Below are 15,693 nucleotides of genomic sequence, written 5' to 3' on the forward strand. Positions count from 1 at the left end.
TTCTAGAAAGCTAATGTAGCAATAAAACATTAAAAACTATAACGCACTGGAGCTGTAAAAAAAATACGCTTTTTGTTTTACTTGATAGAAATGGTTTCCGTCAGGTTTTCTGCATTGATAAATGCATTGATATACTTCTGCACCTCATTTAGCTGTTCAGGCAGCGTTTCAAAGGTGTTGATATGAAATTCCTCGTCCTGATCCAGAATATGGATAATCTCAGTATAGCCTTTCGAAATGAGGCTTCCTTTTAATTTTATGATATTGACCTGCTGCTGGGATCCAAATCTTTTTTTACCTGTAGCCGCACCGATTTTTGCATTGTTAAGATTTGTCTGTTGATGGCGTATGGATTTAATATCAAAATTAAAAATTTTCGGGTTACCTGATAATGGCAGCGCCAAAATTAACATTTTGAGAAAATATACAAAAAACTGTTATGCAGTTTTGCCAAAACCTTTTGAAATTATTATTGAAAAACTGAAAACCAAAACATAAAATGGATTCATCTTTTTAGCCCCGATAGCAGCGGAAATCCTTTTGTGCCGTTGTTTGGCGCAAAAGATTGCAGCGCATAGCGGGAAAAGCTCCAAAAAAAACTAAAAAGCAGCATCCTATTGCGCATTGCGAATCAAATTGTCCTACGATCTATCCTAAAGCTAAAACAAAAAAACTGCCCTAAGGCAGTAACCAATCAACTAAGTAACCAACTACCCCTGCCAGCCGTTAACATTTTTTTACTATAGATTTGCCAAATCCAAATAATGGCTTAATTTAGTGCCGCACAGCCTTTAACGCAATTGCTCTGCCAATACCCAAAACCATAACCAAAATAACCCATGCATTAAAATGAACCGAAATATCAAATTCACTCTGCTGCTCCTAGTATCATTAGCGGCAGGCGGCTGCAACAGCTCGACCAAAGAAAAAGAACTGGAGCTCAAGGAGAAGGAGCTCCTGCTGAAGGAGAAAGAGCTTTCCCTGAAGGAAAAGCAGGCAGACAGGCCAAAAATAACGACAAATGATGCTGTAAGGCTCGCCGAGAAGCAGTTCAGAAAATACCTCCCTAAAATCCTGGCCTCGCATGACGCGTCCCTTGACATTCAGAAGTCTTACACCGGGGATTTTACCGGAGACGGCATTGAGGATGTTGCGGTATATTTCTGCCTTGTCCCAAAAGACGGAGGCAATGCAATTGTTGCGCAGGGCCTGGCGCTGTACCAGAACAGCGGTTTTGATGTCAGGGCCATTGCCGGCTACGAGCCCGATACCCTGTTCCAGTTTGACAAGATCACAGGCGGCCAGATCCATGTCGAACTGCTGGAATATGCCGAAAATGACGGCCACTGCTGCCCTTCCATAAGCACTCCCCACATTCTGACCATTTCAGGAAGCAATGCCTACTGATTGAACACTCGAATTCCTGCCAATATCCGTTTAACTGGAGCTATCTCTGTTTTTGCCATAAAAAACTAAAGATAATTTTAGAGTTTTTTCATCAATCTTGTTTTTGTGGCAGAATCGTGGCACTTCCAATTTCAGAAAAGTAAAAACCCAGCAAAATCAAAGCTTAACGAGCTTAGGTTCGAAACTGTATTATGCTTTACTGCAGCATTTTAATATCATCAGCGAAAAACATTGGTTCGAGTCCTGTTCCCGCTCAGTAATATTAAATACAGAATACCTAATAGATTTACTTGAAAAGAATTTTCAAAATCTTAAATATTTTTTAAATAGCGGGAGCTGGTCTCTAACCAGTTTTTTTTTGAAGATTATTATAACGTAATCGCATACATATCTTAGTTCATTAATACTGAAAAATACAATATTATCACATATATTTGCTCCAATTTGATTAGGCTTGTATAATTCATTATACATGTAAATAATTTAGATACAATTTAAAAACTCGATCATAAAAATTGAAAAGGTATTATCATATTCAGAATTTAGATGGTAAGAATAAAGTTTGGCTCAAAAATGAGTCAGTTAATATTAATGGAAAAAACTTTAATAATTATTATCGCGATTTAATTAAATCCACAGGAGAAAAAATAGGCAATAATGATCTTTTCAAGTTCGCTGAACAAAAAGAAAACGAAGTAAATGCAATGCCTTTAATATTAAATCGCAATTCTCCTGAATTGTTAAATCAATATGTTTTAAAAAGTTCAATTTATGGGCATCTGTCATCTGTTTTCAATTCTTCACTTTCACAATATTTGAAATGGATTCGCGAAGAAATTTTTGAGAATTATAGAAAAGAAAAATTTCCACATCTCCCGTCGAGAAAAACTTGCTTATGGCTTTGCGAACAAAAAGATTTAGATAAATGGTTTGGAATACTTTACCCTAACAATAGAAAAAAAATAATAGAACTCACTTTAGGTAATAATGCAAAGATTCACTGCGGTAATGGTTCGTTGATTATTTCTGAAACTTTAAATGTCTCAGATTATGGTAAGTTAGCTAATAAATATTGGCAAGGAAAAATGCATAAGAATTGTGAAGTGGAAACCTTATTTGAGGGGCGATTTAAAGTAATTAACGAATTTAATAATATTTTTGAAATATAAAAGCTATACCTTATACCTAACGGTCTGATAAATGAGCCCGTCACGAGATTCGAACCAAAAAAAATTAATATTGTTTGAAACTTATTTTTTTCAAATCATTTTGAAAATGGTTCGATAATTGTCCCTTTGGGGCTACTAAAAAAATCAAAAGCCTGAGAAAGTTATATTTCTCAGGCTTTTTTGTGGTTCGATAAAGACATCATACTTTTTAAAATATAGAAAAAATCCAGCATTTACAGGCAATATCTGTTCGAGTCCCGTTCTGGTAAATGATAGCATTCCATAATAAGAACCGAAATATTTCATCAAATATTTTTTTCAATAAACTATTAATCGTAATATTGCAATATAAAAATACAATAAAATGGGAGCAACAAGAACAGATCACTTTACAGACCAGCAAAACAAGATTGCTATAATCGCAAAAGCATTGGGACATCCTGCAAGAATTGCTATAATAGAATATCTGCTAAAGGTCAATGCCTGTATCTGCAGTGACATTGTAGATGAACTGCCATTAGCCCAGCCTACCATTTCCCAACATTTGAAAGAGCTGAAAAACGCAGGGCTGATCAAGGGCAGTATTGAAGGAACTTCGATATGCTACTGCATTAATGAAGAAACTTTCAGCCTACTGAAAGAATATTTTGCAAATATAATTTCGACAGTGGCAAATCAAAAATGCTGCTAAAAAAATTTGCTATCAAATATCGTAATATTACTATATAACAATAATAAAAAAACTATGAAACTATCAAAAATTAAAGAGTTGCTTCCAACATTGCAGAATGTGGAATTTCAATTGGAAAACGGCACATTTGTGCCTGAATATTTTCATGTTACGGAGATAGGCATTGTAACCAAACACTTCATTGACTGCGGGGGAACAATCAGAAATGAAAAAGCGGTTAACTTCCAGTTATGGAATGCTGATGACTTTGAGCACCGGCTAAAGCCCGCAAAACTGCTTCATATTATCAACCTTTCCGAAGAAAAACTGGGGATTGAAGACTCAGAAATTGAAGTGGAATACCAGAATGACACCATCGGCAAATATGATCTGGACTTTAATGGAGAAGTTTTTATCCTGAAAAATAAGAAAACCGCGTGTCTGGCTAATGAGGCCTGCGGCACACCGCAGGAAAAATTTAAAACTTTACCTACTGAATCCAACAACTCGTGCTGCACTCCTGAATCAGGATGCTGTTAAACTTTTCCTGTCATGGAATTCAATACTATTACCGATAAAAATTTTTCTCAGGCGAAGGAAATCTACAGCCAAGGTCTAGCAACAAATTCAGCAACTTTTCAGAACGACTCACCGCAGTGGGAAGAGTGGGACATCTCCCACCTGCCCTTCTGCAGAATAAGCATCTTTCAAGATGGGATAATGAAAGGATGGACGGCATTGACCCCAGTATCTGGCAGGTGTGCCTATGCAGGTGTGGCAGAAGTAAGCATTTATATTGCAGAGGATCAGAGAGGCAAAGGCATTGGAAGCATCCTGCTGAAAGAACTTATCAGCCAGAGCGAAAAACATGGAATCTGGACTTTACAGTCCAGCATATTTTCTGAGAATCTAGGAAGCATTAAACTGCATGAAAAATGCGGATTCAGGCTTGTGGGATTTCGTGAGAAAATAGGAAAGAAAAATGGCGTGTGGAAAGACAACGTCATAATGGAGCGACGCAGCAACATTATAGGAATAGATTAATCTTAACATAAAAAACATGCATTTAAAATTAATAAAAACGATTGAACATCTAAACTTTAATGGCATAAGCGAAGAAAGAAAATCGATTTTAAGTCCTCTGATCGAATACATAAAGGATAAGGTTAAAAGCGGAGATAAGGCGAATATTAACTTCATCTGCACACATAATTCCAGAAGAAGCCATTTGTCTCAGATCTGGGCTCAGACTGCTGCTTCATATTTCAGAATACCAGCTGTATTCTGCTATTCAGGGGGCACGGAAGAAACTGCGCTTTTCCCAAAAGTGGCAGAGACTTTAGCTGGACAGGGGTTTGAAATTTTAAAAATCAATGAAGGCAGCAATTCCATATATGCAGTAAAATACAGCCCCAATGCATTACCAATAATTGGGTTTTCTAAAAAATATGACAGCCCTTTCAATCCTGCATCGGATTTTGCTACCGTGATGACCTGCTCGCAGGCAGATGGCGGATGCCCCTTTATTGCAGGAGCAGAAAAAAGGATTCCAATTACTTACGAAGATCCTAAACTACCGGATTCAACTCCTCTTCAGACAAAGATCTATGCAGAAAGAAGTCTTGAAATCGCAGCTGAAATGTTTTATGTCTTTTCACAAATCAACAGCTGCAACCAATGAAGCCAAAATTAAAGTTTCTTGAACGATATCTTACATTGTGGATATTTCTTGCCATGGGCTTAGGCATACTGCTGGGGCATTTTTTTCCAGCCTTTCCAGATGCAATAAATTCACTCTCATCAGGGTCGACAAATATTCTTTTAGCTTCTGGGCTTATTCTAATGATGTACCCTCCATTGGCAAAAGTAGATTACACCCTCCTTCCCCAAGCTTTAAAAAACAAAAAGGCGATAGGAATTTCGCTTCTTCTAAACTGGATTATTGGCACAGTTTTAATGTTTTCACTTGCTGTCTTGTTTTTAAGGGATGAGCCAGATTATATGGCTGGCTTAATTTTAATTGGTCTGGCGCGATGCATTGCTATGGTTATTGTCTGGAATGATTTAGCAGGCGGCAATAGAGAATACGCAGCTTTATTGGTTGCTTTAAACAGCATTTTCCAGATGCTGACATATAGTTTTTTTGTATGGCTGTTTATTAATATACTTCCGCAAAGGTTAGGGCTGGCAGACTTCAATATTCAAGTTTCAATATGGGAGGTTTCAAAAAGTGTTCTTATTTATCTGGGAATTCCTTTTCTTGCAGGATTTATGAGCCGTTACTCACTTGTAAAATTAAAAGGAAGGGACTGGTACAATAGAAAGTTTATTGCTAAAATTTCACCGATTACCTTATATGCTTTACTGTTTACGGTCGTTTTAATGTTCAGCTTGAAAGGTGATAAAATTGTGGAACTTCCAATGGATGTTATAAAGATTGCCGTACCGCTTGTGATTTACTTTATGGCAATGTTTTTCATTAGCTTCTTTTTAAATAAATCTTTGGAAATTCCGTACGAAAAGAATATATCAATAGCTTTTACCGCAACGGGCAATAATTTCGAACTGGCAATTGCGGTAGCCATAGCTGTATTCGGACTGCAGTCTCCGCAGGCATTTGTAGGTGTGATAGGTCCCTTAATAGAAGTACCTGCATTAATATTATTAGTGAAAACTAGTTTCTGGTTAAGAGCAAAATTTTATAAAAAATCAAGCTTGGCTTAAATTTAATTTTTTTTAATCATTTTGAAAATGGTTCGAGAATTGTCCCGTTGGGGCTACTAGAAAAAATGTAAAGCCTGAGAAGTATATATTTCTCAGGCTTTTTTATGGCACGATAAAATTTATTTCCATTTAGCAAAATACATAAATACTGTATTTGCAAAACAAAAAGGTTCGAATCCTGTTAGATCAAAATTTTAGTAACACAATTCTTTCCCCTTCTTTAAATCCAAAAGTAAATCTTCAAAACAGCAGTAAGAACAACTAAACTTTTGCTGAAGCAGATTGTCCTACGGTTAAGCCTTTTCAGATGAGTTCTGAGTGTCAGATTCTTCCTTTCAATATGATTTGTTCCGAAACGTTTGATAGAATGCACTTTTTCATCAATCAGATACCTATAGTTTTTAAGTCTGTCCGTAAATATCTTCTTAGCGTCAGATAATTTGAGAGTTTCCAAAACACGATTCAGCGTTTTATTAGTTCGTTTCCCAACATTAAAACTTACCACATTTTTAGAGTTCTTTTCCAGAGCATAAACCAACCATATATAATTTTTCTTGTGTCTGATATACGTGCACAGCTCATCAACTTCATAAGTTTTGCCTCTGCTGATAATTGATTTGGTAATACTTCTGGCAATTGATATAATTCTTTTCAATAATGTCGTAGCAGATATTTTCAGTATTCTTGCGGTGCTTCTTATTCCTAGTCCTTCTTTTGTGAACAACACTATCTCCTGATTGATATCCCTTTTGTAGGTGTTGTAGCTATAATCAATCTGCTGTCTTCTTTGACAGACACAACATTTATAACGCTGATTTCCTTTAGATTGAAATCCATTTTTTATGCATTTACCATTGCAAGAATTACATTTTATTTTCATGACCTAATTTAAAACACTAAGGTAAAGTAAATGCATTTTAAGGTTTATTAAAAGACAAAAAATGAAAGAGACGACCTGCAAGTCGTCTCTTTTTTATTCAATAATTAAAATTTAATCTTCTTTTTCAGTTAGTTAAGTGGTTAAATTATAAAAACACCTAATCTGTAACACTACCATATACTTTCAAACTGCAAAATCAAGGCATAGGAAGATTAGCTTGGAAACTGCATACCTGCACATAACGGCAAACAGCACCAATGGAATCCAATTGCGCTGCTTGTTTAATCTGCTGCTTTATCTTTATGGATAAGTGCAATTTCAGCCTCCATATTATCCCTTATCAAGGTTACAGAAACTGCTTTTGCATCATTAAATTCGAATTTCAACAAGTTAGGATAATCCACAATTTTAAATAATCCGTTTTTTAGATAGAGCAATTCATAATCGTTTTTCCCTTTAAAATGTTCCAATAGCATAGATTCAACATAAAGGCGGTTATTTCTTTCTAGTATTTTGGTTTCCACTCCCAGCCCGTAAAGAAAATCATCGTAAGAACCAATCAGTTTTTCTTTTACAGACAAAGGCATTTCCTGAATGTTTTCATCAGCTGCTTTATTGTTCCAATCCATCAGCTTCAGAATCGTTTTTTGAGTGTGGCTCATTACAGGAAAACGATTGGGTTTTTCTCCATTGGCAAGAAATGCAAAGCCATTTCCATCTGTCATGGTAGCGCCAACAGTACCGCCAACTCCGGTATTGGAACCGTTGCATATAAACCAGTCGTAATTATTATAGCCAAAAGACTTTTGCCATCCGTAGCTCCAGCCCCCAACAGCATTTTTCAAAGCGGTTACTGCTGTTACTTTTTTTGCCACATTATGGGAAATTACCTTGTTGTTTTTATTGCGCAGGGCATTTTGCATTTCAATGGCAATTGCAGCTAAATCAGTTGGCGTCGACCACATTCCTGACGGCGCAACTTGTGGGGTGATTGGCAAACCTGTTCTAATCACTTTTGCGTCTTTATCATGAACAAGAGCCACGTTTGTTAGAAACCCTTTTTCATTTGGCTGAACCATTGTAGTGTTTTTCAAGCCAAGGGGCGAAAAAATATATTCTTTTGCAAGCTCTGCCATAGGTTTATTAAACGTATCTTCCAATGCCATCTGAATTATTGTATAACCGCCACCGCTGTATTGCCAACCGGTTCCCGGCGCAAACAAAAATTCTATTTCTTTGTCATATCTCGGTATCTGCCCTAAAAGGCTTTGCTTTAATGTTGGAATTGCTTCTCCTTGATAATGGTCTTCAAATCCGTCCTGACTTGCGCCAGCGGTATGGTTTAGAAATTGCCTCCAAGTCGGCATGCTATTGTCAGTAAATCTGCTTTTGGGCAAATGCCAGCGTTTTAAATAAGGATTTATCGGATCGTCTAAATTAAGCAGACCTTTTTCTTCAAGCATAAAACAAAGAAGCGCCGTAATTGGTTTTGAAATTGATGCTGTGGAAAAAGCTGTGTTCTGGTCAATTTTTTCCTTAGAATTTATTGATTTCACACCAAATTGCTTTGAGTATACAATCTTGTAGTTTTCAAAAACGACCACACTAAATCCCGGCAGTTTATATTTTTCTAATTGCTGCCCAATATTCATGCTGTCTGTCAGAAAGCTGTAATCTGTTTTTTTTGCCAATGCTTTATGGCTTGTCTGACAATTTGCGCCTGCTACTGCAAGAAGCAGTATGTAAATGATATTTTTCATCGTATCGTATTTTGGTTAAAAATTTATTTCGATACAAAGATGCGCAGCAACCCGGCCGTCTGCGACCGAATGAAAAGATTCGAACGCATTTGCCAGAAAAAAATAAGTACGAGTCGTCTCAATAAAAGTACGGGTAATTTCAAAAGCATGAATTACAACCCTTTACGGTAATAAGTTGGAGTCTTTCCCGTATGTTTTTTAAAAGCGGTATTAAAAGAAGATTTCGAATTAAATCCAACTTCGTACAAAATTTCAAGAATTGTCACTTTACTTTTTGCAGCATCCTTCAAAATATCCATCGCATTTTCGATTCGGTACGTATTGACGAAATCGTAAAAATGCTGCTCCAATTTGTGATTGATTAAAAGCGACAAATCGCGAACAGGAATTTCTAGAGCTGCAGAAACATCCTGAATTGTCAGGGAAGGATTTAAAAATGGCTTTTCCTCAGCCATATATCGCTTCAATTTTACTAATTCTTCATTGCATTGTTTATCTGCCGCCACTATTGAACCATTCCTTTCTTCTGAAACAATATCCGAAACCAATTTTAAGTTTGAATCAATATTCCTAAACAGACCAGGATGATTCAAGGCTTTATACAAATACCAGCATGAAATAAAGAGCTGGAATAAGATGATTCCGATTTTAAACCACTCGAAGACATCATCGTAATCGGAAAACTTAAAAATGTTTTTAAAAAGTGTAACAGAATACAAAATGCCCAGCACAGCTGTAAACTGAAACAACCAATTGTAAGAATTAATGCTGGCGCCAGCAAAATTTTCGAGATATAATTTCTTTGCTCTTTTCAACAGCATAAAGACTGCAGCAAAATATGCAAATATCTGAATATGAATAAGAATATGATTGAATGGCATTTCGATCATAGTTTTTCGATTCAGAATAAAATCCATTTTGGCGGCAGCATCGACCAAATAAAAACGAGGCAATAAAATCAGATTTGAAACTATAAAGGGAAGAAGATGCAGGATGTATTTTGGCCTAATTCTAAAATCGGAATAACAAACAGAAACCGCATAAAGATAAAAAACAGGCAATTGCAAAAAAGCGAGCGTAGTTCTAAACATCCCCAAATTTGAAGGGCCTGCTGCTGCTAGCTCCAATAGAGGCGAACTAGAATCTATTGCGGTCAGAATTAAAAAAAAAGCAAAAAGAGAATTGCCTGTTTTGTGTTTGGTTTTGACTGTGAGCAGAAAAAAAGCCAGAAATAACGAAATGAACAAGGAAATTACAGTTAGAATAAGCAATACATTAATCTTGTCATTCATTATTTTCTTGTGTTATGGGGTGATAGTTATTAAAGGCGAATATAAGGAATATTATTGTTTTCACATTTTTACTGTTTTGCATTTTCAAAAAACGTCAAAATGGGTATTAAATATTCGATTGCATTGCCTGACAGACCGCAAGAAAAGCCCTTCGGACTTTTAAAACTATAAGTCAGGATGTTAAAAAAAGGGGCTTTTCCATTTTTTTCAATCAAAGATTAATTTTACCATTTTCGGCAGATTATCGCCTAACCTATAATTTATTGCGGACGCATGCGATAATTATTGCAAAATATTTATTTTCAAATATATCCTTTTTTTATTATAAATCATTAATAAGTAGTCCAGCAGCAAACAATCAACTGAAGCTGGAATTTAAACTCCTTTTATGGCCTGCTGGAATAGAAAGGATTTTAATTTTCCGGAGACTGTTAACGAGCAGTTAATGATAAGATGCCAAATATGCCAGACAAAGTGCTTTATCTAAATAAACGAGCAGTTCTGCAGCCCTAGCCCCTATTGCTTCGCCAGTTCTCTAGCGCTCGGGTGGAACTGATAGCGGGAATAGCTTCTAAAAAAAAAGAAAATCCTGCAGTACCACTGCATTTCGGAGTTTTTTTTTCAGCTAAGAAAAACTTTAATATCTGTCCTTTATTCCTAATTCTTCCCCATGAATTACGAATACATCAAACGCCATTTCGAAAGCAATCCCGCGCCCAAGGAAGTGAAATGGCCCCAATTGGCATACGTCTCCGATACCCGGCAGTTTTTAAAGAACTGCCATATTAGGAATCAGAAACTCCAACGGCCCTGTAGACCGCTGTCCGGTATGGTGGCATCTTAGGAATTTTTACATCCTTATGAAAAAAATCCAAAAGGGAATTGCCGCCCAAAAGATGAAGAAGCTCTAAGGGAAGAAATTCCAGCCGAAGCGCAGGGCGTTTAGCGCATCAGCTTCATCCAGGCCTCGATAGCCGAAAGAAAATTCTCTTTTTGAGGCTCCAAGGCTGCCTGCTCCCTTATTTTTTTCATATATCCGGAGAGAAAAAATTCTTCCCTGCTTCTGGCCGCAGTGCTCCAATCCAATGCAAGCGCTTCGTCAAGCAGCGCTTTAAGCTCCTGAAACGTATCGGGTTTGACAGCATAAAAATCAGCCTCAAGCCGGTAGCACATCTCAATATGCAGCATGCTCCTGCTTGTGGAGAGCATGATTATTCTTGCACCGCTCAAAGGGCCGGCTCCTTCCCTAATCTCTTTAAGGGCTTCAAAGCCATTTTTGCGCGGCATATTAATGTCCATGAAAATGATTTCAGGATGGCACCCCTCGGCTTTGGAAAGATTCTCTAAAAGCTCCTGCCCATCCCCGAATGCCTTCACGGCAGCTTCAGGGCGGAGCTCCCTGACGGCTTCCAGAAATAAATTTCTGTCATCCTGATTATCCTCAGCCAGATAAATAAGTTTATGGGAATTATTCTGATACGGCATAGCTTAAAGAATTATTCGGTTAGACAGCAATTGAAAATCAGCAGAAAATCCATGCTGGGAAAATATCCAAACTGCTGGGCAAAAAACACAGCCCCTTATATTTGAAACAGTTAACAGCTGCAAATATAAAAAAATCATCCCCAATAAAAACTAAAACACTGAAAATAAAGAGCCGCTATTCCAATGCTGGGCAGCCGCCTTCCAAATATGGACATTATACAACAAATCCAATGCTTATGCCCTGATGGGCATGAAAAGGCGGCATGGCGTAAACTCCTAATAAAGCCCAGAATCCGGAAAAGCGACCCCAACATAACTTCCCTAAAAATAAGCATTTGCATTTTTGTTATCATTTATAACATAAAAGCAATTAAAAATTGTTAGAATCCGTACTAATTTTGATCCGTATAAAAAGAAACAGAACATGACAAGGGCAATTTTACATATCGACATGAACACGTTTTTCGTATCGTGCGAAAGGCTTGCCAATTCGCAGCTTAACGGCATACCGCTTATTATCGGCGGCGGCAGGGGCGTTGTGGCTTCCTGCTTCTGCGAGGCAAGAAAATTCGGCGTGCGTTCGGCCATGCCCATCCATATGGCCATGAAGCTCTGCCCTCAGGTCAAAATCATGAAAGCCGATATAGAGCTTTATTCTAGGCTTTCCCATGACATTACCGAAATCATACAGGAAAAAGTGCCTGTGGCGGAAAAGCCATTTCTTCGGATTTGCAAACCGATCCTTTACCTTGGATTAGTTCAAAAAAGAGTAAAATTATTCAAATCAAAACCATTTTATTTTTTAATTGTCTTGCTTTGAATGTTATATTTTTGGTTTTTCAAAATGGCTGTAATTTTATCTGAAATTTCAAAAGCTTTTCCATTATAATTATTGTCTAATAGAATAATTGTAAAACTTTCATCAATATCTGAAACCAAAATAGCTTCATAGTTTCCAGCTCTTCCATCATGCAAGTGTTCAATTAGGTTTTCGTTTTTAAATTTTGCTTGCCCCAATGCTGATTGAGTTTCTGGCAAATTAAATTGCTGGCCTATTTCATAAAGTGATTTTTTATTAATTATTTTATTGTTGTGAAGACAGTTTGTCCATTTTAATAAATCAATGGCTGTTAGGTAAGTTCCTCCCGTTATAGGCAAGTCTGCTTTATCTGGAACTAAACTATTATTAAATCCTTTGGCTATATTTTCTTCGTCTTTTAAAGGGGTCAATTCAGCAGAATCCATTCTACAAGGCTGGAAGATGAATTTTTCTACATATGCTTTAAAAGAAATTTTTGTTAATCGCTCTACAATAAATTGTCTTAAAAATATATTGTTATTATTATAATCGTAATTTGTACCCGGCTTAAAATCAAGCGTATCAATGCGCATTAAACCATCAAAAATATCTTTGTCATTTTTAATGCTTTTCCAATTTACATTAGGCATTCCGCTTGTGTATTGCAATAAATCTTTAATTTCAACTTCATTTGCCCATTTTGGCAATTCTGGAATAAACTTAGAAACCTTATCGCTCATTTGCAGCTTGCCTTGTTCTTTTAATTGCATTAAAGCAACCGCACTGAATTCCTTTGTAATTGAGCCAATATTAAATCTGGAGTCAGTTGTTAATTTATTCGTTTTAGTTGCATCAGTAAATCCAAATGATGCATTATATATTATTTTATTATTTTTTGAAACAAGTACATTTCCATTAAAAATTCCAATCTGATTTGCCAATTTCATTAAAGAGTCAATTTGTTTAGTTTGAGCAAATGCAGTATTTGCCAGAAGCAATAGAATAATGGAAAATGAGAGCAGTTGTTTGTTACATTTCATAATTTAATCTCTTGTTGTCTATATTTTTTTTGGCTGACTCATATATGACGAATATGATCGTTTTCTTGTTTTCAAAAATAGGATTTTAATTTCATTAAATTATTAAATGGCTTTGGTTGGTTAGATACGTTTGGCACTAATGTGAGTTTAAAATTTTCCACTCTTGCCAATCTGACTAATTTACAATCAAAAGTGATAAGAAAAGAAAAAATTAAAATTGCTTGATATTTATTTTGTCTAAATCATGCAAAAAATGGTTTGAGAATTGCCCCGTTAGGGCTACAACGATAAAAAGCTTCAGAGAAATCTGGAGCTTTTTTGTTTTATAGTAAAATTTGATTTAGATTGCGGGTGCGGAGTCAGAGACATTGGCATAGCGGGGGATTTTCAAAAGTATCCGAAAACAAACAATCGCATTTAGCTGTTGTTCTGCAGCGCTTTTTATTCAATTGGCATGCAAAAGCCAACAATAGCTTTCTTTTCAGGATGCTCATTAAAATTATTGCAATAAATTTCAAAAGGCTTTCTGTCAGCTTTCTTATATCCATTTTCTTTCATCCAGACAAATAATCCAGTCCATGACTTTTCAAATTCGTCTAATCCAATTTCAAAATTTCCAACGATAAATTTTCCAGCTTCTATTGCTGTCAGTCCGATTTCTCCATTTGCTTCTGCTGGCTTGCCAAGTAAAATCGAAGCACTCATCCTTACTTTGCCGGCTTCAGTAACTTTAAAACAGTCGTGATAAACCGTTATCATTTTTGTTTGGCCGCTAACTAATCCTTTTGGTGCTGCCCATTGCATTAATTTTAAATAGGCATTTTCAAGGTTATGCGGACCAATGCTTGATACGTAGGCCAAATCCATTTTTGGCATTTCTTCAATTTCAATTTTTGCGATCATTTTAATCCAATTTTTAAGATTATTAATGACGCAAATGTATTTTTCATAGTCAGGATATTCTTGCCCATTCTTGCTTTTAAGCTGGCGGATCTTGCTAAATCTATTTGGATTCTGTTTTTTAAATTCAGTCGGGCTTACTCCAAAATACTTTTTAAATGCTCTGGAATAGGAGAATTATCACTAAATCCATATTTATGCGCTAATTCAGCTGCTGCTATGTTTTTATGCATCAAATCAGATGCTGATTTTTCTATTCTTCTTCGTTTTACGTATTCATGCAGAGTTTCTTCAGTAGCAAATTTGAAAATTCTATGAAAATGAAATGGTGAGAAAAAAGCAGTTTGAGAAACTGCATTTAACGATAAGTCCGATTCGAAGTTTTGGTCAATAAACTCAAAAACCCGGTTAATTCGATTTTTGTAATCAGCTTGTATTTCTTTATCTGCTGCTGTCATTTTTTTTAATGCTGTAAAACGTCCCGCTGCTGCAGCGGATTTTGGGAATAAATTAATCCCGCTGTTCGGATTTGCCACCCGAGCAATAGCCAACAGGCGAAGCAAATCATCCCATACAAAACCATCTTTCCGTTAAGCCAATTGCCCAAATCTGCTCTAGCTGCTGTAAGGCACCGTTTTTATTATCATCCAAGTTTATAAATGCCATAGTATCTTTTAACAAGCCCGTTGATAAATCTTTTCAAATAGTTCTCACTCAAAAAGGAGTTAGACCAATTGTCGTATCTCTGGCACTGGACACCCAAATAGAAAAAATACAAGCTTACCCCAAGCATTGGAATAAGCCGCTTTTCTTCTGCGCTTATTGATGCTACAGATTCATACCCTTTAATGAAGCTGTCAACTTTAGGCTGATAATCTTTTGCCTCATACTTCTCAACGTTGTGAAGCTGTAAAATATAGTAGGCAATATCCAAGCAGAGCCAGCCGTTTCCACAGAAGTCAAAGTCGAAAATTGTTACTTTGCTATCATTTGCGATGTTTAGATTGTCAAACCAGATGTCAAGATGAACAGCCCCCTGCCGAATTTGAGAAATGTCTGCATTTTCAAATTCCTTTAATAGATATGTTTGCGCTGATTTCATAAAGTTCATTTCTTCTGTATCATTAGTTAAAAATGATGCTACTTTTTTTAATGAATCAATAAGAAGTACTTCAGGAGAGTAGTCTATACGGTCCAACTTCAGATGATTGGTTGTCTTATGGATTCGGGCCATAAGCTGTCCAATCTCAAAATGTGTCTCTTCTGCAATTATGTGCTGTTTCTCACCGCTTGCAAATGTAAAAAGCACTGCAAACCGGTCGCCTTCCGGAGCATTCAATGTTTGTATGTAATTGTTTTTATTGTCTGATAGCGGATGGGAAATTGAAATGGAATTTTGCTTTAGTTCATTTAGCAGTTTAATTTCTTCTTCGATTTCTAATTTTGTCCGCCAGTTTAAGCTATAGACTCTGAATACAAATTTGTCTAAGCTGTTGCTTATCAAATAGGTGTCGTTAATGCCGGCTTTTATTAATTGGCATTTGGTTCCTTTACCCAATGAATATCT

Annotated in this window: 16 protein-coding genes and 1 pseudogene; 8 read left to right on the top strand and 9 right to left on the bottom strand. The window is 36.3% G+C overall.

The window, feature by feature from the left end; translation table 11 throughout:
- Nucleotides 1-77 precede the first annotated feature (77 nt).
- Nucleotides 78-404: a hypothetical protein gene (locus tag ACE01P_RS02255; protein ID WP_379693622.1), complete on the bottom strand. Its 327-nt coding sequence runs from the start codon at nt 402-404 to the stop codon at nt 78-80.
- Between the two features lie 445 nt (nt 405-849).
- Between ACE01P_RS02255 and ACE01P_RS02260 the strand changes: the two genes are divergently transcribed.
- From ACE01P_RS02260 to arsB, 7 genes are all read left to right on the top strand, one after another.
- The gene (locus tag ACE01P_RS02260) at nt 850-1,407 is read left to right on the top strand and encodes a hypothetical protein (RefSeq protein ID WP_379693624.1); all 558 of its coding nucleotides are present in this window, start codon (nt 850-852) and stop codon (nt 1,405-1,407) included.
- 515 nt (nt 1,408-1,922) lie between these two features.
- A complete protein-coding gene (locus ACE01P_RS02265) occupies nt 1,923-2,576 on the top strand; it encodes a DUF2441 domain-containing protein (RefSeq protein ID WP_379693627.1) in 654 nt (217 codons plus the stop codon).
- A gap of 364 nt (nt 2,577-2,940) precedes the next feature.
- Nucleotides 2,941-3,267: an ArsR/SmtB family transcription factor gene (locus ACE01P_RS02270; protein ID WP_379693629.1), complete on the top strand. Its 327-nt coding sequence runs from the start codon at nt 2,941-2,943 to the stop codon at nt 3,265-3,267.
- A gap of 54 nt (nt 3,268-3,321) precedes the next feature.
- Entirely contained in the window at nt 3,322-3,786 is a 465-nt protein-coding gene (locus ACE01P_RS02275; RefSeq protein WP_379693632.1) for a DUF6428 family protein, read from the top strand.
- 12 nt (nt 3,787-3,798) lie between these two features.
- Nucleotides 3,799-4,290 carry a GNAT family N-acetyltransferase gene (locus tag ACE01P_RS02280; protein ID WP_379693634.1) on the top strand — a complete coding sequence of 164 codons (492 nt, stop codon included), beginning with the start codon at nt 3,799-3,801 and terminating at the stop codon, nt 4,288-4,290.
- 16 nt (nt 4,291-4,306) lie between these two features.
- Entirely contained in the window at nt 4,307-4,927 is a 621-nt protein-coding gene (locus ACE01P_RS02285; protein WP_379693636.1) for a low molecular weight phosphatase family protein, read from the top strand.
- Complete coding sequence (gene arsB / locus ACE01P_RS02290) at nt 4,924-5,970, top strand: ACR3 family arsenite efflux transporter (RefSeq protein ID WP_379693638.1); 1,047 nt, start codon at nt 4,924-4,926, stop codon at nt 5,968-5,970. Before ACE01P_RS02285 ends, arsB begins: the two co-directional genes overlap by 4 nt.
- Nucleotides 5,971-6,190: 220 nt before the next feature.
- Here arsB and ACE01P_RS02295 read toward each other — a convergent pair whose 3' ends face one another.
- The 4 genes from ACE01P_RS02295 to ACE01P_RS02310 all read right to left on the bottom strand — a co-directional run bounded on the left by ACE01P_RS02295 (nt 6,191) and on the right by ACE01P_RS02310 (nt 11,387).
- Nucleotides 6,191-6,850, bottom strand: a complete 660-nt coding sequence (locus tag ACE01P_RS02295) for an IS1 family transposase (protein WP_379693640.1) — start codon at nt 6,848-6,850, stop codon at nt 6,191-6,193.
- Between the two features lie 281 nt (nt 6,851-7,131).
- Nucleotides 7,132-8,610 carry a serine hydrolase domain-containing protein gene (locus ACE01P_RS02300; protein WP_379693643.1) on the bottom strand — a complete coding sequence of 493 codons (1,479 nt, stop codon included), beginning with the start codon at nt 8,608-8,610 and terminating at the stop codon, nt 7,132-7,134.
- A 152-nt stretch (nt 8,611-8,762) separates the two neighbouring features.
- Nucleotides 8,763-9,701, bottom strand: coding sequence for a helix-turn-helix domain-containing protein (locus ACE01P_RS02305; RefSeq protein WP_379693645.1), 939 nt, complete (start codon nt 9,699-9,701; stop codon nt 8,763-8,765).
- Between the two features lie 1,143 nt (nt 9,702-10,844).
- Complete coding sequence (locus ACE01P_RS02310; protein WP_379693647.1) at nt 10,845-11,387, bottom strand: response regulator; 543 nt, start codon at nt 11,385-11,387, stop codon at nt 10,845-10,847.
- Nucleotides 11,388-11,811: 424 nt separating this feature from the next.
- Between ACE01P_RS02310 and ACE01P_RS02315 the strand changes: the two are divergent.
- Nucleotides 11,812-12,102 (top strand): annotated as a pseudogene (locus ACE01P_RS02315) (DNA polymerase IV); the annotation flags it as partial.
- 80 nt (nt 12,103-12,182) lie between these two features.
- Here the strand turns inward: ACE01P_RS02315 and ACE01P_RS02320 are convergent.
- From ACE01P_RS02320 to ACE01P_RS02335, 4 genes are all read right to left on the bottom strand, one after another.
- Entirely contained in the window at nt 12,183-13,226 is a 1,044-nt protein-coding gene (locus tag ACE01P_RS02320) for a serine hydrolase domain-containing protein (protein WP_379693649.1), read from the bottom strand.
- A 441-nt stretch (nt 13,227-13,667) separates the two neighbouring features.
- The gene (locus ACE01P_RS02325) at nt 13,668-14,129 is read right to left on the bottom strand and encodes a GyrI-like domain-containing protein (RefSeq protein ID WP_379693651.1); all 462 of its coding nucleotides are present in this window, start codon (nt 14,127-14,129) and stop codon (nt 13,668-13,670) included.
- Between the two features lie 134 nt (nt 14,130-14,263).
- Entirely contained in the window at nt 14,264-14,584 is a 321-nt protein-coding gene (locus tag ACE01P_RS02330; protein ID WP_379693653.1) for a helix-turn-helix domain-containing protein, read from the bottom strand.
- Nucleotides 14,585-14,769: 185 nt separating this feature from the next.
- Nucleotides 14,770-15,684: a phosphotransferase gene (locus tag ACE01P_RS02335; protein ID WP_379693655.1), complete on the bottom strand. Its 915-nt coding sequence runs from the start codon at nt 15,682-15,684 to the stop codon at nt 14,770-14,772.
- Nucleotides 15,685-15,693 lie beyond the last annotated feature (9 nt).

This window comes from Flavobacterium sp. HJSW_4 (assembly GCF_042436695.1).
GTDB lineage: Bacteria > Bacteroidota > Bacteroidia > Flavobacteriales > Flavobacteriaceae > Flavobacterium.